This is a genomic window from Azorhizophilus paspali (assembly GCF_043587585.2).
Classification (GTDB): domain Bacteria; phylum Pseudomonadota; class Gammaproteobacteria; order Pseudomonadales; family Pseudomonadaceae; genus Azotobacter; species Azotobacter paspali.
The window spans coordinates 2484395-2502273 of the sequence record NZ_CP171449.1 but is presented as its reverse complement, the minus strand read 5'-3'; the positions used below and the strand labels follow the sequence as shown (position 1 = coordinate 2502273).

Here is a 17879-nt window from a genome sequence, read left to right as displayed (position 1 = left end):
GGTTTTATATGATAAATGGAATATATAAATCTAATTTGATTATTTTTAAATATAAGCCATGGCCGCTAGAGTCCTGCCGCATCGATATATGTCCGCGAGGCCGTCCATGAACGCACCTGTCCTGACCCTGGCTCCCCACGAAAACAGTCGCATGGAGATCCGCGCCAAGGCCCTGCTGTTTGCCGACGCGCGTTCGAAACAGTTGCTGGCCCAGGCCGAACTGGTCGCCGACAGCCCGGTTCCGGTGCTGATCCAGGGCGAGACCGGCACCGGCAAGGAATTGCTGGCCCGCCACCTGCACCAGCGCAGCGGACGCAAGGGGCCGTTCGTCGCGGTGAACGGCGCGGCGATCAGCGAGACTCTGGCCGAGAGCGAGTTCTTCGGCCACGAGGCCGGTGCCTTTACCGGCGCCGCCGGTCGCCGCGAGGGCTGGTTCGAGGCGGCCAACGGCGGCACCCTATTCCTCGACGAGATCGGCGACCTGCCGCTGGCCTTGCAGGTCAAGCTGCTGCGCGTGCTGCAGGAGCGCGAGGTGGTGCGGGTCGGCGGGCGCAAGCCGATCCCCATCGACGTACGGCTGGTCACCGCGACCCACGTCGACCTGCAGTCGGCGATCGCCGCCGGGCGTTTTCGCGAGGATCTGTTCTACCGCCTGAACATCGTCACCCTGGCCATCCCACCGCTGCGCGACCGGCCCGGCGACATCCTGCCGCTGGCCCGCCATTTCCTCGGCCAGTTCGCCCGCGAGCACGCCCGCGCGGAACCGGTGCTGGCGCCGGACGCCGTCGAGCGCCTGTTCGGCCACAGTTGGCCGGGCAACATCCGCGAACTGGAGAACGTGTTGCTGTCCGCCGCGCTGATGGCCGGAGGCCGGCCGATCGAGGCCCGCCACCTGCAACTGCGCCCGCGCAGTGCGCCGCCGGTGAGCGCCCGGCCGGTATCCGCCGAGCCCTCGGTCGATCCGCTCTGGCAGGGTATCCAGAAGCAGCTCGGCGAGTTGCTCGACCGCGGTGACGACGGTCTGTTGGCGCGCTGGGAGTCGTTGCTGCTGGAAACCACCCTGCGCCGTCACCGCTACAACCAGGTGCACAGCGCTGACCGCCTCGGCATCAGCCGCCATGCCCTGCGCACTTTGCTGAAACGCTACGACCTGCTGCCCGAGACGCGCGCGCCGCGGGTTTGAAGAAGGGATGAAGAATATGAATGCCTCGCCGGAATTGAGGGTGACGACCGACAAGGATGAGCTCGATCTGGAGAGAATCCACGAACTGCTGAAAACCACCTACTGGTCGGAGAACATCCCGCTGCGGATAGTCGAAAAAGCCTTCGCCAATTCTTTCGCTTTCGGGCTTCTGCATGAGGGAAAGCAGATCGGCTTCGGCCGCTTCGTGACGGACTACGCGACTTTCGCCTACCTGGCGGATGTCTTCATCGAGGAGCCGTACAGGGGCAGGGGATACGCCCGGTTACTGATCGATACGGTGCTCGCTCATCCCGATATCCGCAGGTTGCGCCGCATATTGCTGGCCACCGCCGATGCGCGCGGGGTGTACGCGCCCTGTGGATTCGGGCCGCTGGCCAAGCCGCAGAATTTCATAAAAATCAATCGCCCGGATATTTATCCGCGTAACGGCGCCTGAGATCCGCAGGAGCGGGTATAGCGGTGGATGGCCGGAGCCATCCACCCGATGGGCAAGCCCGCGGCGTTGTCCATCCCGCGAAAGCGGCGGTTCTCAGGGTGCCGGGTTGGGTTGCTCGGTGTGGATGCGCTCGATGCCGGCGAGCAGTTCGTCGCTGAGCTTCAGTCTCTGGCTGGCGATGTCGCTGTCCAGTTGTTCCAACGTGGTGGCGCCGATGATGTTGCTGGTGAGGAACGGCCGGCTGGTGACGTAGGCCAGCGCCAGTTGCGCCGGATCGATGCCGTGCTCGCGGGCCAGGGCGACGTAGGCGCTGGCGGCGCGGCGCGCCTGCGGGCTGTTGTAGCGCTGGAAGCGCTCGAACAGGGTCAACCGCGCCTTGGGCGGTTGCGCGCCGTTCTCGTACTTGCCGGAGAGCAGGCCGAAGGCCAGCGGTGAGTAGGCGAGCAGGCCGACCCGTTCGCGGATGGCGATTTCCGCCAGGCCCACCTCGAAGCTGCGGTTGAGCAGGTTGTACGGGTTCTGGATCGACACCACCCGCGGCCAGCCGCGGGTCTCGGCCAGGTGTAGGAAGCGGTGTACGCCCCAAGGCGTTTCGTTGGACAGGCCGATATGGCGGATCTTGCCGCTCTTCACCAGGTCGTCGAGGACTTCCAGCGTCTCCTCGATCGGCGTGATGTGGGCGTCCGGGTCGTGCCGGTAGCCGAGCTGGCCGAAGAAGTTGGTCTGCCGATCCGGCCAGTGCAATTGATAGAGGTCGATATAGTCGGTCTGCAGGCGCGCGAGGCTGGCGTCCACGGCAGCGGTCAGGTTGGCCCGGTCGAAGTGGTTGCGGCCGTCGCGGATATGGGTAATGCCGTTGCCGGACGGCGCCGCCTTGGTGGCGAGGACCCAGTCGCCGCGTCCGCCGTGGCGCTTGAAGTAGTTGCCGATGATGGTCTCGGTGGCGCCGGCGGTTTCCGCCTTCGGCGGCACTGGGTACATCTCGGCGGTATCGATGAAATTGATCCCGGCCGCCTGGGCGCGGCGGATCTGCTCGAAGCCTTCGGCTTCGCTGTTCTGTTCGCCCCAGGTCATGCTGCCGAGCGCCAACGCGCTGACCTGGAGATCGGTCCTGCCGAGTGGGCGGTAAATCATCGCGGATTCCTTTGCTGAGGTGGATGGAGGGGCAGAGTACCTCATGTGACGGCCCGTCGCGGATAGGGCGGGCCGGAGGCACGGAGAGTTACAGCAGACCTTCGGTGGCCAATGCCTTGCGGACCGCCGGGCGGGCGCGGAAGGCCGCGCCGATGCAGGCGATCCGAGCGAGGTCGGCGAAACGCTCGCCGAGGCGCGGCAGCCAGCCGGCGAACACCCCGAGATAGGCATCGGCAATAGTGTAGCGCTCGCCCACCAGCCACTTCCGTTCGTTCAGATGGTGTTCGATGTGCGCCAGCGCCTGGTGCAGTTGCTCGCCGGCCTGGGCGCGGATGCCCGGATGCGCGCCTTCGTCGGCCGAGTAGCGCTCTGGGCGGTTCAGTGCACGGAAGCCGCCGACATGCACTTCCGAGGTCAGGTAGCCGATCCAGCTCTGGATTCGTGCGCGCTCCACGCTTCCGGCCGGGGCGAACAGCCCGGCTTCCGGCCTGAGATCGGCCAGGTACGGCAGCAGCGCACTGTTCTCGGTGAGCACGCTGCCGTCGTCCAGTTGCAGCGCCGGCACCCGGCCCAGCGGGTTGATGGCGTGGATCGGCGAGTCGGGGGTGCGCAGGGCCACCGACTCGATCTGGATCGGCAGGCCGAGTTCGTGGACCAGGCTGTGGGCGGCCAGGGAGCAGGCGCCGGAAGCGATGTACAGGATAGTCATGCGATAACCTCATGGACCGAGGGCGACTGGCGTTGCCCGCCCCCGATGGGTGAATGGAAGGGGATCAGGCCACTGGATGGGCCAGCACCGGCTCGCCGGCGATGGCGCGGGAGGGACGGCCGTCCGGGCCGACGGGAATGTCGCCGACCAGGGTGATGCGGTAGAGCTGGCGGGGCAGGTTGGTGGCGTGGATGTCGGATGGCGGCTGGTGGGCGGTGACCCGGTTGTCCCAGAAGGCCAGCGAGCCGGGTCGCCACTTGAAGCGCACCGTGTATTCGGGGCGAATCGCGTGTTCGAAGAGTAGTTCCAGCAATTGTTCGCTCTCGCGCGGGCTGAGGCCGACGATGTGCTTGAGGAAGGTCGGGCTGACGAACAGAGCCTTCTCGCCGGTTTCCGGGTGCACGCGCACCAGCGGATGCTCGCTGACCAGCGGCCTGACTGCTAGCGGCTCGCTGAAGCCCGGCCGTGCCTCGGCGCCTTCCGGCGGGGTGAAGCGGTGCTCGCCGCGCAGGCCGTCGACGAAGGTTCGCAGAGTCGGCGACAGGCCATCGTAGGCGGCCACCAGGTCGGTCCACTGGGTGTCGCCGCCATAGGGCGGAATATCCACACCGCGTAGGATCGCCGCCGCCGGCGGATTGAGCGCCGCGCTCACGTCGGTGTGCCAGCCGCTCCAGGGGCGCACCAGGCGCTCGTCGGTGAAGCGCGTCCTGAAGCGGTCGCGGCCGACCGAATAGATCTCCGGGTGACCCTCGACATGGCCGAACACCGGGTGGCCGACGGTCAATTCGCCGAATTGCCGACCGAACGCCACCTGCTGGGCGTGGTCTAGGTGCTGGTCGTGGAAGAACAGCACCTTCCAGCGCAGCAGGGCGGCGCGGATGGCCTCGCGCTGGGCGGAGGGCAACTGGCGCGACAGGTCGACGCCGTCGACCTGGGCGCCGATGTGCAGGGACAACGGGGTGATGACGAGCGCCTCGGCTTGGGGCACGGCCTGCTGCAGGCGAGCGGAAGACGGCATGGGCAACTCCTTGTGCGGATGGAACGCTGGGGCGGGCCGTGGCGGCCAGCCAGGAGGGGGGATCAGCTCGCTGCGCGCCGGTCGCGCTCGGCGGTATGACGGTTCTGCGGACGGGTCAGGCCCAGGTGCTCGCGCAGGGTGGCGCCGCTGTACTCCTCGCGGAACAGGCCGCGGCGGCGCAGTTCCGGTACCACCAGGTCGATGAACTCCTCCAGGCCGCCGGGCAGCCAGGGTGCCAGCACGTTGAAGCCGTCGGCCGCGCCCTGCTCGAACCAGGTCTGGATCTGGTCGGCGATCTGTATCGGGGTGCCGACCACCGTCCAATGGCCACGGGCGCCGGCGATACGCAGGTAGAGTTCGCGGATGGTCAGGTTCTCGCGGTGCGCCAGTTCGAGCAGCAGGGCCTGGCGGCTCTTGTTCTGGTTGGTGGCTGCCAGCTCGGGCAGCGGGCCGTCGACATCGAAGCCGGACAGATCGCTGCCGATCAGGGCGCTGAGCAGGTTGACGCCGACCCGCGGGTCGATCAATTCCTGCAGTTCACGGTACTTGCTCTGGGCTTCGGCCTCGCTGCGGCCGACCACCGGGAAAATGCCCGGGAGGATTTTCAGCTCCTCGGGCGCGCGGCCGTACTTGGCGAGACGGCCTTTCACATCGGTATAGAAGGCCTGGGCGCTTTCCAGGCTCTGGTGCGCGGTGAAGATCGCCTCGGCGCTGCGCACGGCGAGTTCCTTGCCCGGCTCGGAGGAGCCGGCCTGCACCAGCACCGGATAGCCCTGCGGCGGGCGCGCCACGTTCAGCGGACCGCGCACTCGGTAGTGCTCGCCCTGGTGGTCCAGCACGTGCAGTCTGGTCGGATCGAAGAACTGGCCGCTGGCCTTGTCGCGGACGAAGGCGTCGTCTTCCCAGCTATCCCACAGGCCCTGCACCACCTCGAGGAATTCCTCGGCACGCCGGTAGCGCTCGCCGTGTTCGGGCAGCTCGCTCTGCTCGAAGTTCTGTGCCTCGGCCGGCGCCGAAGAGGTCACCAGGTTCCAGCCGGCGCGTCCTTTGGAGATCCAGTCCAGCGAGGCGAACTTGCGGGCCAGGTGATAGGGCTCGTTGTAGGTGGTGCTGACGGTGGCGATCAGGCCGATGCGTTCGGTCACCGCGGCCAGCCCCGAGAGCAGGGTGAAAGGTTCCAGCCGAGTGCCGCGGGCGGTCAGCGCCAGTTCCTCCAGGCCGCTGCCGCCGTTGCCCGCGCTCACCGCCACCGAGTCGGAGACGAATACCGCGTCGAACTTGGCGGCCTCGGCCAGGCGCGCCACCTGGACGTATTCGCCGAAATCGTGGTTGGCGTGCTCCGGCACGTCCGCGCGGCGCCAGGCGGCGATGTGGTGGCCGGTCGGCAGGATGAAGGCGTTCAGCGCAAGCTGGCGTTTACTCATGACACAGTTCCTTGGCAGGGGGTCGTGAAGAGGGCTTCCGGGCAGTGCCGGAAGAGCGGCTTAGACTGCCGAGGCAGAATGCATGCCAGCGTTCTGCTTTGCCGCCACAGGCCGCGCCGGCTCTAGGCTGCGGGAGAACGCCGGGGTTTCCGGCGGCCCGCCCGGCGCAGGCGGCGAAAAGGCGTTGAGGGATTTTCAACACTTGGCCGCGGCAACTGCGCCATTCGCAACAGTTGCCGGGCTCGGGCAGGGCAGGGACCCGGCCGGTCCGGCCGCGGCGTCCGGCCCGCAGGCCTCGCCGGGCGGGAAGACGCGTTCTTCGTCGACCGCTACCGCGCCACGGTGCAGAAGTCCAAGGAGCTGGGCCTGATCCGCGGCGACCTCGACGTGGCCCGCTCGATCGAGCCGAAGTATGTCGACACCGCCATCGAGCAGCTCGGCCTGCAGAAACTGTGGACTCCCTACGACGCCGGAAATCGTCTCCTCGTCCGCTGATCGCCGCCCTGAGCGCCCGCCGCGAACGGCTCCCGGCGCTTGCCTTTCGTCCGTTCGACTATTTGCATCCGCTCGGACTGCCGCTTCGCAAGTACGCTGGCCGCGCTCTGCCTGCCCGCCAACCTGCTCGGCTTCTGGCTGGGCGTGCGCCTGCAGCGACGGGTGAGCGACTGGCAGTTCCGCTACTTGGTCCTCTGGCTGCTGTTCGCCTCGGGACTGGTGCTCGGCCTGTCCAGCCTCTAGCTCGCATCGTTGCCGGAGCATCCGCTCATGGAGGGCGTGAAGTGCGCCTATCGTGAATGGATGACAGGGGTGATGCGCCAGGGCCTGTCGTATGCCCATGGGACGGGAGAGCGATATGACATTCATTGCGGCAGTCAGCATGGAGGATTGCGCGATACTGGCCGCCGATCGCGCGACTTTTTACGTCGGTGCCGGCGTTTCCATCGCTTCGGCGCATCTGGAGCGGAAGATCGCCGGGAACCGGCACGGCTATATCACGGCTGCCGGTTTCGTCGAACTCATCCGGCCGGTGAAGGAGCGTTTCGTGGCGGAGGCGCCGGCAAGTCCGACGGAGGTGATGCGGATCATCGCGGACGAGCAGGAGCGTTTCAGGCGACAAAATTATCTGAAGGCGGCGGTCGAATCGCGGGTGAAAAGCTGCTCATGGACGATAACCCTTCCCGACGGGGAAGGCTCCATCTTGGTGGCCACATACGATTATGCGAGCGATGGACTACTTGCTCTCGCCAGGAGCGGCTCGCTGTTCAGCTTTCCGCCCGATGTGGCCGACCTCGAGAAACGGCACATCGAATCCATGGCAAATGGGTTCAGGTTCGGACGGACGGGGGAAGACAGCTCTTCGCGCGATATAGGCCATAACCTTTTCCTGATCCTGTCCATGGTCGGATACCTGAAGGATCGTGGCCGCTCCCTGACTTCCCAGATCGACTTCGCCGTGCATGCCGCCGGCTGGCGGAGGGAAGTCGACTCTGGCCGGTTTCTGGAAAAAGGCTTGTCGTGGCGCTGAATGAACACTGCGTGTGCGGACATCGGGGCGCGGAGAGCGACAGGCCCTGCACAAGCGCTGTCAGAACAGCGAGAGCGGGTACTGGACGATCAGCCGGTTGTCGTCGAACTTGTTGTTGGCGCCCCAGTCGCGGCGTACCGTCGAGTTCCGCCAGCGCAGAGTCAGGTTCTTCGCCGGACCGTTCTGCACCACGTAGCTCAACTGCGTCTCGCGGTTCCACTCCTCGCCGTCGTCGATACCGCCCACATGCACGTTGTGGCCCTTGATGTAGCGGGTCATCAGGGTCAGGCCGGGCATCCCCACGGGCGCGAAGTCATAGTCGTAGCGCACTTGCCAGGAGCGCTCGCGGGGGTTGTCGAAGCTGCCGTTGTAGCTGTCGTTGGCCGCCGTGCCGCCACTGGTACCGTTGACCCGCAGCCAGCGGTCGTCGCCGCCGACCCGCTGCAGGCCCAGGTAGAAGATATGCGCGTTATGCTTGAGCGAGAACATCCCGGTCAGCAGGCTGTTGTCCAGGTCGCCGGCCTGGGCGCTGCCGTCCTCCTCGCCGTTGAAGTAGCCGAGGTTGGCGCCCAGGGTCCAGTCCTTGCCTAGCGGCTGGCTGTGCACTACCTGGAAATAGCGCTGCTTGTAGATGTCTTCCAGTTGGCCGAACCAAGCGCCGATTTGGGTGCGGTTTTCGTTGAAGGCGTACTCGGCGCCGGCGAAGCTGAAACGGTCGGAGGTGACGTTGGTGTTGCCGACCCAGTTCATGTCATTGAGGCTGCTGTCGTCGCGCGGACTGTTGCCGCGAAAGCGCCCGCCGTAGAGGGTCAGGTTGCGAACCTCCTTGGAGGTGAGCATGCCGCCCTGGAAGGTCTGCGGCAGCGAACGGCCGTCGTCGGAGCGCAAAATCGGCAGCGCCGGCGACCACTCGCCGATTTTCGCCTCGGTCTTCGAGAAGCGCAGCTTGCCGGCCACCGCCAGGCGGCCGAAGTTGTCGGCCGGCTTGCCGTCCTTGCCGACGGGCAAAAGCTGGGTGCCGCTGGTGCCCTTGCCACCGTCGAGCTTGACCGACCAGAGGCCGAGGATGTCGATGCCGAAGCCGACCGGGCCTTCGGTGTAGCCGGACTGCAGGTCGAGGATGAAGCTCTGGGTCCATTCCTCGGCCTTGCTGCGGGTGGCACGGTCGTCGACGAAGTTGCGGTGGATGTAGAAGTTGCGCAAGGTCAGGGTGCCCTTGGCATCCTCGATGAATTCGGCTTGGGCGGTTGGCAGGACTCCGGCCAGAATCAGGGGCAGGACGAGAGTATGGGGGCGCGCCTGCAGAGAGAGTTTGGAAGCATTTTTCATTATTGTTCGCCTGGTGATCGAACGGATATCCGAGCGGCATCCGAGGTAGCCGCCACGAGGACAAGGGAGTATTCATCGGTAGTCGCCGCTCGGAGCGAACCGTCCAGAAGCACTATCCCGAGCTGGCGATCCCGGCTCGCCGGGACCGCCTCTGCCTTCGCTTAGACTACCAGCGAGAGCAGCAGGATGAACAACAGGCCGACCACGGAAAGTAGGGTTTCCATGGCGGTCCAGGTCTTGAAGGTTTCGCTTACGGTCATGTTGAAGTACTGCTTGACCATCCAGAAACCGGCGTCGTTGACATGGGAGAGGATCAGCGAGCCGGCGCCGGTGGCGAGCACCAGCAGCTCGCGGTTGACTCCCGGCACCATCTCGATCACCGGCACCACGATGCCCGCGCCGGTGATGGTGGCGACCGTGGCCGAGCCGGTGGCGATGCGGATCAGCGCGGCGACCAGCCAGGCCAGCAGGATCGGTGAGACCTGTGCACTCACCGCCATCTGGCCGATCACGTTGCCCACCCCGCTGGTCACCAGCATCTGTTTGAAGCCGCCACCGGCGCCGATGATCATGACGATGGCGGCGGTCGGCGCCAGGCTCTCTTCGAGCAGGCGCGCCACCCGCTTGCGGTCGAAGCCGCGGGCATAGCCGAAGGTGTACAGCGACAGCAGCAGGGCCAGTAGCAGGGCGCTGATCGGGTGGCCGATCAGGTCCATCCAGCCACGCAGCAGATGCCCCTCGGGCAGGGCCACGTCGGCGAAGGTCTTCAGCAGCATTAAAAACACCGGCAGCAGCACGGTGATTAGCGTCACGGAAAAGCTCGGCAGGTTGTCGGCCTCGGACTCATGGGCGAGCTGCTCCATCAATTCGGGCGAGGGCGTGCCGGGCACCCGGCGGGCGATAAAGGAGGCGAATAGCGGGCCGGCGATGATGCCGGTCGGTAGGGCGACGATCAGGCCGTAGAGGATGGTCTTGCCAATGTCCGCGCCGAACACGCCGATGGCCAGCAGCGGGCCGGGATGCGGCGGTACCAGGCCGTGGACCACCGAGAGGCCGGCGAGCAGGGGGATGCCGACCTTGATCAGCGAGACCCCGGTGCGCCGGGCGACGATGAACACCAGCGGGATCAGTAGGACGAAGCCGATCTCGAAGAACAGCGGGATGCCGACCAGGAAGGCGGCGAACATCATCGACCACTGCACGCGTTCCTTGCCGAAGGTCTGGATCAGGGTGCGGGCGATCTGATCGGCGCCACCGGACTCGGCCATCATCTTGCCGAGCATGGTGCCCAGGGCGAGAATGATGCCGACGAAGCCGAGGACGCCGCCGAAGCCTTCTTGGAATGCCTTGACGACCTTGTCCACCGGCATGCCCGAGGTCAGGCCGAGGAACAGGGCGGAGATGATCAGGGCAAGGAAGGGATGCAGCTTGAAACGAGTGATCAGGACGATCAGGCCGACGATGGCGAGCAGCGCATCGAGCAGCAGTAGGGTGTTGTGGGACAGACCCAGCATGGGGAGTCTCCTTTGTCGTTGTTTTGAGTGGAGTAATGCAGGACAGCGCTATCTTTCAATCAAGAATATACGGCCTCGGATCAGTCCGGCCAGTGCTGGCGCCACCATTCGTCGGCGGCCGCAGCCAGTTGCGACACGTCCTGGCGCGAGGCATCCAGGACCAGGGTCAGGGGTTCGCCATGCGGTGCTTCGAGGGTGGCGAACTGGCTGTCGATCATGCTCGCCGGCATGAAGTGGTCGGGGCGTTCGGCGACGCGACGGGTGGCGATGGCGGGTGTCAGTTCCAGGTAGACGAAGCCGAGTCCGGGCACGGCTTCGCGCAGGCGCTCGCGGTAGCTACGCTTGAGCGCCGAGCAGGCAAGCACCGGACGCTGTCCGGCGGCGACGGCGCGGCGCAGTTCGTCGCACAGAATGCCCAGCCAGCCGCTGCGATCCTCGTCGGTCAGCGGGATGCCGGCACTCATCTTGCGGATGTTCTCTGGCGGATGGAAGGCGTCGCCCTCGATGGGCGTGGCGCCGTTGAGCCGGCAGAGCGTCTGCCCGACGCTGGACTTGCCGCAGCCGGCGACGCCCATGATTACCAGGGCATGAATGGATGGAAACATAAGGCACCTCGGTAGATAGCGCTATCTTTTTATAATTGAAAGTAATCGCAGGATAATACCGTTACTACCTTGTCTTCTTGTTCGCAGGAAATAAGGCGTATTTTGCCGTCAGTGAGCGATAACGATGCAGTCAAAGTCATACGGATTCCGCATCGATTCTAAAGACAGCGCTATCTTATGAACTGCCTTCGACTTTGACAAGTGCTCGGCTCTCATTCACAGGATAGGGTATCGGCACGATGCGATTCCCGGCGTGGACGGCTATTCATGGCAAAAGGCCGCGAGCGGCGTGCCAGGCGACCGGAGCGATCGCTGGCGAGTAAGAGCGGATTTATCGGCGATGGGAGGCGACCGGGACATAACCAGCAAGCCGGCGGTCGACGCCGGACCCACGATCCTCCTTCATGTCACATGGCCATGGCCGCGAACTGTGGCATTTCCCGCAGCCTGTGGCGCCCGCTGCCGGGATTCCCGCAGCACCGGCCGCGGGCCGGAGGATGGGCTGGGGCACGTCGCGACCTGGGCGACGCCTCTACGCTGGTCGGTACGGATATTTATGAATTTTCTGCATCATTGTCATTAAAGAATAGAAATAGTTGGCATAGCCCCTGCAGAACAGGCCTCCACCCGCCAGGGCTGCACGGGGCAGCCCGGCATATGGGCACAGGAAGCCAATCCATGAAACACAAGTTGTTCCTTTCCCTCATCGCCGTGTTCGCCGGGGCCTGGCTGGGCATGGCACCGGCCGGCGCCGCGGACCAGCCGCAGGTGATCCGTTTCGGCCTAGCCACCGTCGGCAAGGGGGGCAAGCCGGTCGCCTCCAACGGCATCGCCAGTCTGGCCCACCAGCGCCAGGCCATCGAGGCCGAGCTGAAGGACGACAACATCAAAATCGAGTGGATCTACTTCAAGGGCGCCGGTCCCGCGGTTAACGAGGCGCTAGCCAACAAGCAACTGGATTTCGCCTGGCAGGGCGACTTGCCCGCGGTGATCGGTAAGGCCGGCGGCTTGAACACCCGGCTGATCGCCGCCGACGGCCTGCTCACTTCCACCTATCTGGTGGTGCCGGTCGATTCGCCGGCTAAAACCCTGCAGGACCTCAAGGGCAAGCGCATGGCGCAGTTCAAAGGCACCAACCTGCAACTGGCCACCGCGCGCGCGCTGAAGGTCGAGGGTCTGCGCGAACGCGACTTCCGTACCATCAACATGGACTTTCCCACCATGATCGCCGCACTGGCGTCCAAGGACATCGACGGTGGCTGGTTCGGCTCGCATGCCTTCGACCTGCAGGCTTCCGGGGTCGGCCGGATCATCTACGATACCCGCGCGGTCGACGCCAAGCTAACCCGTCAGACCCATGTGCTGGTGGATGGCGACTTCGAGCGCCAGTATCCGCAGATCGTGCAGAAGGTGGTCGACGGGCTGGTCAAGACCGCCGCCTGGGTTTCCGCCGAGGAAAACCGCGAGGCGGCTTTCGACCTGTGGGCCAACTCCGGCACGCCAATCGAGGCGCTGCGCGCCGAACAGGAAGGGCAGTCCCTGGCGCGCATCTATTCGCCGCGCCTCGACGACTTCTTCCTCGACCGCTACCGCGCCACGGTCCGCGAGTCCCGGGAGCTGGGCCTGTTGCGCGGCGATGTCGACGTCGACCGCTGGGTCGAGCCCAGGTACGTGAACGCCGCCATCGACCGGCTCGGCCTGCAGGCGTTGTGGCCGGTTTACGATGCCGACAACCGCCCGCTGGTCCAGTGAGGCACCCATGAGTGGTAACGCTTCCGGCCTGGGCGATAGGCACGCGCTGATGGGCTTCGTCCTGCTGGCCAGCCTGTCCGGTATCGGCGTGGGGCTAGCCAAGGTGAACTTCGCGCTCTACGCCCTCAGCCTGCAGGCTTCGCCGCTGGAAATGGCCCTGGTGGCCGGCGCCCAGACGACCGCTCTGCTGCTCGCCAGTCCGCCGTGCGGGATGCTGGTGGAGCAATCCGGCGGGCTGTTCCAACTCCTGCCGCTGTTCGAGCAGCCGCTGCTGCTGATCCTGCCGGCCCTGGCGATCGGCCTGTGCATGCCGTGCCGGCTGGTTTCGCTGAACGTGGTGTTCATGCAGCAACTGGTCTTGGTCGGCGAGGCGCGTGCCGGCTGGTTCCGCGGCTCGCAGATGATCGGCATGCTGCTTGGCGGCGTTCTTCTCCGAATGGCTAGGGGCGGGCGGCAGTCGGTTGCCGATCGGCCCGATGTACCTGATTGCTGCCCTGTTGACGCCCAGGGTGCTGCATATCTATCCAGCGCGCCGGCAGGCCGTCGAGCCGCTGAGTCTGGTCGCGCTGCGCCGCCAGTTCGGACTGCTGCGCGACAACTGCCTGCTGGAGTTCTGCGTGCAGGCGGCGATGTTCTTTCCCTACTTCATCGTCGCCATCACCGTGCAGGACGGCTGGTCGACTGGCGAGGCCGCCGCGCTGTTCAGCGCCCACGGGCTGGCCTACGTCTTCGCCCTGTTCGGTCTCGGCCGGCTGCTCGGCGGCAGCGGCCAGGGCGGCTTCTTCGCCAGCCTGCTGCTCTGCGTCGTCGCCCTCGCGGGCCTCGGCCTGAGCGGCCGGGCGCCGCTGCTGTGGGGGCGGGGCGCTGCTGCTCGGCCTGGGCATGCTGCAGGTCATCACTTTGTCCGCCTATGCCCGGCATGGCGCGCAGCTCGGTCATGGCCGCGTCGCCGGCCTGGGCGGGGCTGTCCAGTCCGGGCGGCAGTCTCGCCGGCAGTCCGCTCGGCGGCGTGCTCGGTGGCTGGCTCGGTCTGCAGCCGCTGTTCCTGTTGTTCGTTCCGCTGTTTCTCGGTTTTCTCTTGCGGCCTTTGCCGCAGCACCTGCAACCCGCGCTCTGCGCAAGGAGGATTTCCCGATGAGTACGCTTCAGGCTTCGGACTCGTTCCGCACCTTACCGGCCAGCTCCTGGCCGACTCTCGCCCGCATCCTGCGCCGGACCGGCGCCGGAGGGGGCGGGCTGTTGCTGCCGGCGCTGCTGCTGGTCGTCTGGCAGGTCGCCGTCGAGCGGCATTGGGTATCGGCGCAGATCCTGCCGCCACCGTCGCGGGTACTGGAAACCTTCGGCGAACTGTGGGCGAGCGGCGATCTCTGGTTCCAGTTGTCGATCAGCCTGCAGCGGGTGCTGGTCGGTTCGGCCATCGGCGCTGCCCTCGGCCTGTCGCTCGGCCTCGCCATGGGCCTGTCGCGCCGGGTCGAGGCCTATCTGCTGCCGCTGTTCCAGGCGATCAGCCAGGTGCCGGTGCTGGGCTGGATTCCGCTGCTGATGATGTTGGTCGGCATCGACGAGACGCTGAAGTACCTGGTGATAGCTAAGGCGGTGCTGGTGCCGCTGACCGTCAACACCTTCTCCGGTATCCGCAACATCCCGCCGAGCTACCTGGAAGTGGCCAGGGTGTACCGCTTCGGGCTGCTGCTGCGCCTGCGCCGGGTGATCCTGCCGGCGGCGTTGCCGAGCATCTTCACCGGTGTGCGCTTCGCCCTCACCAAGGGCTGGATCGCCCTGGTCACGGTGGAGTTGCTGGCCTCTAGCGAGGGCATCGGCTACCTGATCATCGATGGCCGGCAGATGTTCCAGCTCGATCTGGTGATCGTCGCCATGCTGGTGATCGGACTGGTCGGTCTGCTCCTCGACCAGGGCCTGGCGTTGATCGAGACCCGCCTGCAGCGCTGGCAGCACCAGGCTTTCTGAAGGAGCGCGCGCATGTTCGAAGCAACCCGCAAATGGCCCGATCTGCGCGGCTGGGTGGTACCGGCGGCCCTGCTGGCGCTCTGGTGGCTGGCCACCGCGCAGGAATGGGTGGACACCCGGCTGGTCGCCAGCCCCACGGCGGTGCTTGAAGCGGCTTGGCAGGCGGCGGTGAGCGGCGAGTTGTGGCAGGGCCTCGCCGCCAGCCTCGGGCGCAACCTGTCGGGCTTCGCCCTCGGCGGCCTGGCGGGACTGGCCTTCGGCGGTCTGCTCGGGCTGTCGCGGCTGGCCGAGCGGCTGGTCGGACCGACCTTCCACGCGTTCAAGCAGATCGCCCTGTTCGCCTGGATTCCGCTGCTCTCGGCCTGGTTCGGTTTCGGCGAGCCGGCCAAGGTGGCGTTCATCGCCCTAGCAGTGTTCTACCCGGTGGCGCTGAACAGCTTCGAGGGCATCCGCTCCACCCGTCGCGAACTGCTCGAAGTGGCCCGGGTGCTCGGCCTGACCCCGACGCAGCGGCTGTTGCGCCTGGTGCTGCCATCCGCCGCGCCGGCGATCTTCACCGGTCTGCACCTGGGGCTGATCTACGCCTGGCTGGCCACGCTCGGCGCCGAGTACTTCTTTTCCGCCGCGCCGGGGATCGGCAACACCATGATCGACGGCCGCGAGCATTTCGATATGGATCAGGTGATCTACGGCCTGCTGGTGGTCGGCGCCGTCGGCCTGGTCCTCAACCGCCTGGCCGCCCGGATCGAGGCACGCGCGCTGGCCTGGCGCGACGGCGGGCGCTGAACAAGGAGGGCCGTAGGGTGGAAAACGCGCGCAGCGATTTTCCACCTGAGGGCACCTATGGTGGAAAGGCCTGCGGCCGTTTCCCGCCCGACGCAACGGACAGTTCGGGATTCAATGTTTTTGGCAATCAACGAGAAGGATGCTTTTCGATGAGCGGTAGCGGTTTTCTGAGTCTGCATGGCGTGCACAAGCGTTTTCCCATCAAGGACGGCGAGCTGCACGTCCTCGAAGACATTTCCCTGGATATCCGCCAGGGCGAGTTCGTCAGCATCGTCGGCGGCAGCGGCTGCGGCAAGTCCACCCTGCTGCGCCTTCTGGTCGGCCTGGAGGAGGCCAGCGGCGGCAGCCTGCGCCTGGACGGCACGCCGATCCGCGGCACCGACCCGGTACGCGGCATCGTCTTCCAGGACCATCGCCTGTATCCCTGGCTGACGGTAGAGGACAACGTGTTGCTGGCGCTGGCCAATTCGCCTTTGGACAAGATCGAACGTCTGGCCCGAGTCCATGCGCACCTGGAGCTGGTCGGTTTGCGCCACTTCGCCAAGGCCTGGCCGGCGCAGCTCTCCGGCGGCATGAGCCAGCGCGTGGCGATCGCCCGCGGGCTGGTCAACCGGCCGAAGGTGCTGCTCCTCGACGAGCCCTTCGGCGCCCTCGACGCCCTGACCCGCGCCCAGTTGCAGGACGAATTGGCGCGCATCTGGCAGAGCGAGGGCATCACCACCGTGCTGGTCACCCACGATGTCGACGAGGCGGTGCTGCTCGGTGACCGGGTGGTGGTGATGGAGCCGCGCCCCGGCCGCATCCGGCGCATCGTCCCGGTCGATCTGCCCCACCCGCGGCGACGCGACCATCCGCGGCTCGCCGAGCTGCGCAGCGACATCCTGCAGGACTTCACCCGGCGCCAGGCCGTCGTCTGACGCCGTGGGACCTCCTCGAACCGACAGCTTCACGGGGAGCGGTCCGCGACAGCCCATTCGACGACGAAACGTTCTCCCGGCCGACCCGACCCTTACCAAAATGCGCGGAAAGCCCCGTACTTCTAATGTGGGGATGAATAGCGCGGGAGGCGAAGCCTCCCTATAGCGGCTTCGTCTGCTGCTCGATGTATTGCCTGACCACCACAAGAGGAGCGCCGCCGACGCTGCCGGCAAAATAGCTGGGGCTCCACAAGGCACCCGTTTGACCTACAACAAGGCCTGGTACATCGACGTCGCCAGCCGTTCGCGCGGCGAATGGGAATGGGGGCGCGACTTCCGTCTCGACTAGGTGATACAGAGCGGTCCGCTCGCCGGTCTGGGCTTCGCCTGGGCCAATGCCTCGCTGCGCAGCCACGTGGTCAGCCAGCGCGATATCGACGAGAACCGGCTGATCATGCTGTACAGCGTGCCGCTGCGCTGAGGGGGCGTGGGGGCGGATTCATCCGCGATGGGTTATGGCCAAAGCATCGCGGACGGGTTCGCTCTCGCCGCCGACGGAGGGCTGGGGGCGCCGAGCTGGGGGCACCGAGCCGGGGGATCAGTCGTTCTCGCTCCAGAGATACTGGTCGATTTCCTGCATCAGATAGCTGTTGCTCCTGATGTTGCGTGCCTCGGCCTCGGCTTCCTCGCGGCTATAGCCGTTCAGGGTGAAGCTGGTCCGGCCCGCCGGATGGGCCTCATAGAACAGGCGTACTTCCAGCAGCCAGGTGTCGGCGCGGTGCGAGTCGGGGAGCAGGCGCAGGTGCGCCTTGAGCTTTCTCTCGAGCGGGACGATCAGGTTGAACACTTCTGTCGATGCAGGCGATGAATTCACCTCACCCATTTTTCTCCCCTTGTCACTGCAAAGCCGCCGCGCGTATGCCGGGCTTTCCGGTTCATGATGTTCTGCCGTCCGCGCCTGGGCTTGTCGTTGCCGTCCGACGAACGGTTTGGCAACATCCCGGCAACCTTCGACGGGCTGCCTCGGCGGGGGCGATCCGGTGCGCAGCCGGGTCGCTGATCGGACCGCATATTAGAGCAGATCGCCCTTCGCCGTGGTACTGCCAGTGCACGCCCGGTCTTTTCCAAGCGGTTCGGGGCGCGTTTCGCAAGCGCTGGGAGTACGGAGCCAAAGCATGAATATCTGGGCATTGGACAAACATCAGGACATTCGCCACGTGCTGTTGCTGTTGAGCGAGCAACTGGGGCCAGATGCCTTCGTCATCGATGCCATGACCTCGCTGGACCCGCGGGCGATCTACCTGCACCATCGCGAGGAGTTCGGCGTGCGCGCCTGGCTCTATACGCTCGGCCAGAGTCCGGGCCGCTACGGCGTGCACCTGGAATACCCGAACAGCACGGACACCCACGAGAACGTGCCGCTGGCGGAACTGGTGGCGATGCTCGCCGTGCATTTCGATGTGCCGACGATCCAGCCGCTGCCGTGATGCCGGCGGGCGGCGAATCATCGCCCATCCGCCGCTGCGGCGATCGGATTGGGCTTGTTCCAGCCTGATTA

22 protein-coding genes and 1 pseudogene are annotated in these 17879 nt (G+C 65.9%); 12 read left to right on the top strand and 11 right to left on the bottom strand.

Annotated elements, in window-relative coordinates; translation table 11 throughout:
* The first annotated feature begins 151 nt into the window (after positions 1-151).
* On the top strand, positions 152-1183 hold the full coding sequence (locus ACGI6K_RS12160; RefSeq protein ID WP_376946029.1) for a sigma-54 interaction domain-containing protein: 1032 nt from the start codon (positions 152-154) through the stop codon (positions 1181-1183).
* 16 nt (positions 1184-1199) lie between these two features.
* On the top strand, positions 1200-1640 hold the full coding sequence (locus tag ACGI6K_RS12155) for a GNAT family N-acetyltransferase (RefSeq protein WP_376946011.1): 441 nt from the start codon (positions 1200-1202) through the stop codon (positions 1638-1640).
* Positions 1641-1733: 93 nt separating this feature from the next.
* On the opposite strand, the gene ACGI6K_RS12150 is transcribed toward ACGI6K_RS12155, so the two are convergent.
* The 4 genes from ACGI6K_RS12150 to ACGI6K_RS12135 all read right to left on the bottom strand — a co-directional run bounded on the left by ACGI6K_RS12150 (position 1734) and on the right by ACGI6K_RS12135 (position 5925).
* Positions 1734-2774 (bottom strand): NADP(H)-dependent aldo-keto reductase, encoded by a 1041-nt coding sequence (locus ACGI6K_RS12150; protein ID WP_376946013.1) that lies wholly within the window; start codon positions 2772-2774, stop codon positions 1734-1736.
* A gap of 88 nt (positions 2775-2862) precedes the next feature.
* Positions 2863-3483, bottom strand: coding sequence for a glutathione S-transferase N-terminal domain-containing protein (locus ACGI6K_RS12145; RefSeq protein WP_376946015.1), 621 nt, complete (start codon positions 3481-3483; stop codon positions 2863-2865).
* 64 nt (positions 3484-3547) lie between these two features.
* The gene (locus ACGI6K_RS12140; RefSeq protein WP_376946017.1) at positions 3548-4501 is read right to left on the bottom strand and encodes a TauD/TfdA dioxygenase family protein; all 954 of its coding nucleotides are present in this window, start codon (positions 4499-4501) and stop codon (positions 3548-3550) included.
* A 62-nt stretch (positions 4502-4563) separates the two neighbouring features.
* Positions 4564-5925 carry an LLM class flavin-dependent oxidoreductase gene (locus ACGI6K_RS12135; protein ID WP_376946019.1) on the bottom strand — a complete coding sequence of 454 codons (1362 nt, stop codon included), beginning with the start codon at positions 5923-5925 and terminating at the stop codon, positions 4564-4566.
* A gap of 342 nt (positions 5926-6267) precedes the next feature.
* On the opposite strand from ACGI6K_RS12135, the gene ACGI6K_RS12130 reads away from it, so the two are divergent.
* The 3 genes from ACGI6K_RS12130 (at position 6268) to ACGI6K_RS12120 (ending at position 7450) form a co-directional block, all read left to right on the top strand.
* Complete coding sequence (locus tag ACGI6K_RS12130; RefSeq protein WP_376946021.1) at positions 6268-6420, top strand: hypothetical protein; 153 nt, start codon at positions 6268-6270, stop codon at positions 6418-6420.
* A gap of 39 nt (positions 6421-6459) precedes the next feature.
* Positions 6460-6663: a hypothetical protein gene (locus tag ACGI6K_RS12125; RefSeq protein WP_376946023.1), complete on the top strand. Its 204-nt coding sequence runs from the start codon at positions 6460-6462 to the stop codon at positions 6661-6663.
* Between the two features lie 115 nt (positions 6664-6778).
* On the top strand, positions 6779-7450 hold the full coding sequence (locus ACGI6K_RS12120) for a hypothetical protein (protein WP_376946025.1): 672 nt from the start codon (positions 6779-6781) through the stop codon (positions 7448-7450).
* Between the two features lie 60 nt (positions 7451-7510).
* On the opposite strand, the gene ACGI6K_RS12115 is transcribed toward ACGI6K_RS12120, so the two are convergent.
* From ACGI6K_RS12115 to ACGI6K_RS12105, 3 genes are all read right to left on the bottom strand, one after another.
* Positions 7511-8779 (bottom strand): OprD family porin, encoded by a 1269-nt coding sequence (locus ACGI6K_RS12115; protein WP_394542913.1) that lies wholly within the window; start codon positions 8777-8779, stop codon positions 7511-7513.
* 161 nt (positions 8780-8940) lie between these two features.
* Positions 8941-10293: a GntP family permease gene (locus ACGI6K_RS12110; RefSeq protein ID WP_376949193.1), complete on the bottom strand. Its 1353-nt coding sequence runs from the start codon at positions 10291-10293 to the stop codon at positions 8941-8943.
* 80 nt (positions 10294-10373) lie between these two features.
* Positions 10374-10898 carry a gluconokinase gene (locus tag ACGI6K_RS12105; protein WP_376949195.1) on the bottom strand — a complete coding sequence of 175 codons (525 nt, stop codon included), beginning with the start codon at positions 10896-10898 and terminating at the stop codon, positions 10374-10376.
* A gap of 678 nt (positions 10899-11576) precedes the next feature.
* On the opposite strand from ACGI6K_RS12105, the gene ACGI6K_RS12100 reads away from it, so the two are divergent.
* Positions 11577-12650 carry an ABC transporter substrate-binding protein gene (locus ACGI6K_RS12100; RefSeq protein ID WP_376949197.1) on the top strand — a complete coding sequence of 358 codons (1074 nt, stop codon included), beginning with the start codon at positions 11577-11579 and terminating at the stop codon, positions 12648-12650.
* Positions 12651-12744: 94 nt separating this feature from the next.
* Here the strand turns inward: ACGI6K_RS12100 and ACGI6K_RS12095 are convergent, their stop codons facing one another.
* Entirely contained in the window at positions 12745-13002 is a 258-nt protein-coding gene (locus ACGI6K_RS12095; RefSeq protein ID WP_376949199.1) for a hypothetical protein, read from the bottom strand.
* Between the two features lie 88 nt (positions 13003-13090).
* The gene (locus ACGI6K_RS12090) at positions 13091-13546 is read right to left on the bottom strand and encodes a hypothetical protein (RefSeq protein ID WP_376949201.1); all 456 of its coding nucleotides are present in this window, start codon (positions 13544-13546) and stop codon (positions 13091-13093) included.
* Between the two features lie 41 nt (positions 13547-13587).
* Here ACGI6K_RS12090 and ACGI6K_RS12085 point away from each other — a divergent pair, with 41 nt between their 5' ends.
* The 4 genes from ACGI6K_RS12085 to ACGI6K_RS12070 all read left to right on the top strand — a co-directional run bounded on the left by ACGI6K_RS12085 (position 13588) and on the right by ACGI6K_RS12070 (position 16321).
* Positions 13588-13788 carry a hypothetical protein gene (locus ACGI6K_RS12085; RefSeq protein WP_376949203.1) on the top strand — a complete coding sequence of 67 codons (201 nt, stop codon included), beginning with the start codon at positions 13588-13590 and terminating at the stop codon, positions 13786-13788.
* Entirely contained in the window at positions 13785-14618 is an 834-nt protein-coding gene (locus tag ACGI6K_RS12080; protein ID WP_376949205.1) for an ABC transporter permease, read from the top strand. The genes ACGI6K_RS12085 and ACGI6K_RS12080 overlap by 4 nt, the downstream gene beginning before the upstream one ends.
* A 12-nt stretch (positions 14619-14630) precedes the next feature.
* Positions 14631-15404 (top strand): ABC transporter permease, encoded by a 774-nt coding sequence (locus ACGI6K_RS12075; protein ID WP_376949207.1) that lies wholly within the window; start codon positions 14631-14633, stop codon positions 15402-15404.
* A gap of 149 nt (positions 15405-15553) precedes the next feature.
* On the top strand, positions 15554-16321 hold the full coding sequence (locus ACGI6K_RS12070; protein ID WP_376949209.1) for an ABC transporter ATP-binding protein: 768 nt from the start codon (positions 15554-15556) through the stop codon (positions 16319-16321).
* Positions 16322-16481: 160 nt separating this feature from the next.
* On the opposite strand, the pseudogene ACGI6K_RS12065 reads toward ACGI6K_RS12070, so the two are convergent.
* A pseudogene (locus ACGI6K_RS12065) lies at positions 16482-16577 on the bottom strand (transposase); the annotation flags it as partial.
* Between the two features lie 93 nt (positions 16578-16670).
* On the opposite strand from ACGI6K_RS12065, the gene ACGI6K_RS12060 reads away from it, so the two are divergent.
* The gene (locus tag ACGI6K_RS12060) at positions 16671-16802 is read left to right on the top strand and encodes an OprD family outer membrane porin (RefSeq protein ID WP_376949211.1); all 132 of its coding nucleotides are present in this window, start codon (positions 16671-16673) and stop codon (positions 16800-16802) included.
* A gap of 117 nt (positions 16803-16919) precedes the next feature.
* On the opposite strand, the gene ACGI6K_RS12055 is transcribed toward ACGI6K_RS12060, so the two are convergent.
* Entirely contained in the window at positions 16920-17204 is a 285-nt protein-coding gene (locus ACGI6K_RS12055; protein ID WP_376949213.1) for a hypothetical protein, read from the bottom strand.
* A gap of 292 nt (positions 17205-17496) precedes the next feature.
* On the opposite strand from ACGI6K_RS12055, the gene ACGI6K_RS12050 reads away from it, so the two are divergent.
* Positions 17497-17808: a hypothetical protein gene (locus ACGI6K_RS12050; RefSeq protein WP_376949215.1), complete on the top strand. Its 312-nt coding sequence runs from the start codon at positions 17497-17499 to the stop codon at positions 17806-17808.
* Positions 17809-17879 lie beyond the last annotated feature (71 nt).

Excerpts from the sequence above, each read along its gene's own strand:
- ACGI6K_RS12160 (WP_376946029.1), top strand. The coding sequence starts at position 152 with ATGGAGATCCGCGCCAAGGCCCTGCTGTTTGCCGACGCGCGTTCGAAA.
- ACGI6K_RS12155 (WP_376946011.1), top strand. The coding sequence starts at position 1,200 with ATGAATGCCTCGCCGGAATTGAGGGTGACGACCGACAAGGATGAGCTC.
- ACGI6K_RS12150 (WP_376946013.1), bottom strand. The coding sequence starts at position 2,774 with ATGATTTACCGCCCACTCGGCAGGACCGATCTCCAGGTCAGCGCGTTG.
- ACGI6K_RS12145 (WP_376946015.1), bottom strand. The coding sequence starts at position 3,483 with ATGACTATCCTGTACATCGCTTCCGGCGCCTGCTCCCTGGCCGCCCAC.
- ACGI6K_RS12140 (WP_376946017.1), bottom strand. The coding sequence starts at position 4,501 with ATGCCGTCTTCCGCTCGCCTGCAGCAGGCCGTGCCCCAAGCCGAGGCG.
- ACGI6K_RS12135 (WP_376946019.1), bottom strand. The coding sequence starts at position 5,925 with ATGAGTAAACGCCAGCTTGCGCTGAACGCCTTCATCCTGCCGACCGGC.
- ACGI6K_RS12120 (WP_376946025.1), top strand. The coding sequence starts at position 6,779 with ATGACATTCATTGCGGCAGTCAGCATGGAGGATTGCGCGATACTGGCC.
- ACGI6K_RS12115 (WP_394542913.1), bottom strand. The coding sequence starts at position 8,779 with ATGAAAAATGCTTCCAAACTCTCTCTGCAGGCGCGCCCCCATACTCTC.
- ACGI6K_RS12110 (WP_376949193.1), bottom strand. The coding sequence starts at position 10,293 with ATGCTGGGTCTGTCCCACAACACCCTACTGCTGCTCGATGCGCTGCTC.
- ACGI6K_RS12105 (WP_376949195.1), bottom strand. The coding sequence starts at position 10,898 with ATGTTTCCATCCATTCATGCCCTGGTAATCATGGGCGTCGCCGGCTGC.
- ACGI6K_RS12100 (WP_376949197.1), top strand. The coding sequence starts at position 11,577 with ATGAAACACAAGTTGTTCCTTTCCCTCATCGCCGTGTTCGCCGGGGCC.
- ACGI6K_RS12090 (WP_376949201.1), bottom strand. The coding sequence starts at position 13,546 with ATGACCTGCAGCATGCCCAGGCCGAGCAGCAGCGCCCCGCCCCCACAG.
- ACGI6K_RS12085 (WP_376949203.1), top strand. The coding sequence starts at position 13,588 with ATGGCCGCGTCGCCGGCCTGGGCGGGGCTGTCCAGTCCGGGCGGCAGT.
- ACGI6K_RS12080 (WP_376949205.1), top strand. The coding sequence starts at position 13,785 with ATGAGTACGCTTCAGGCTTCGGACTCGTTCCGCACCTTACCGGCCAGC.
- ACGI6K_RS12075 (WP_376949207.1), top strand. The coding sequence starts at position 14,631 with ATGTTCGAAGCAACCCGCAAATGGCCCGATCTGCGCGGCTGGGTGGTA.
- ACGI6K_RS12070 (WP_376949209.1), top strand. The coding sequence starts at position 15,554 with ATGAGCGGTAGCGGTTTTCTGAGTCTGCATGGCGTGCACAAGCGTTTT.
- ACGI6K_RS12055 (WP_376949213.1), bottom strand. The coding sequence starts at position 17,204 with ATGGGTGAGGTGAATTCATCGCCTGCATCGACAGAAGTGTTCAACCTG.
- ACGI6K_RS12050 (WP_376949215.1), top strand. The coding sequence starts at position 17,497 with ATGAATATCTGGGCATTGGACAAACATCAGGACATTCGCCACGTGCTG.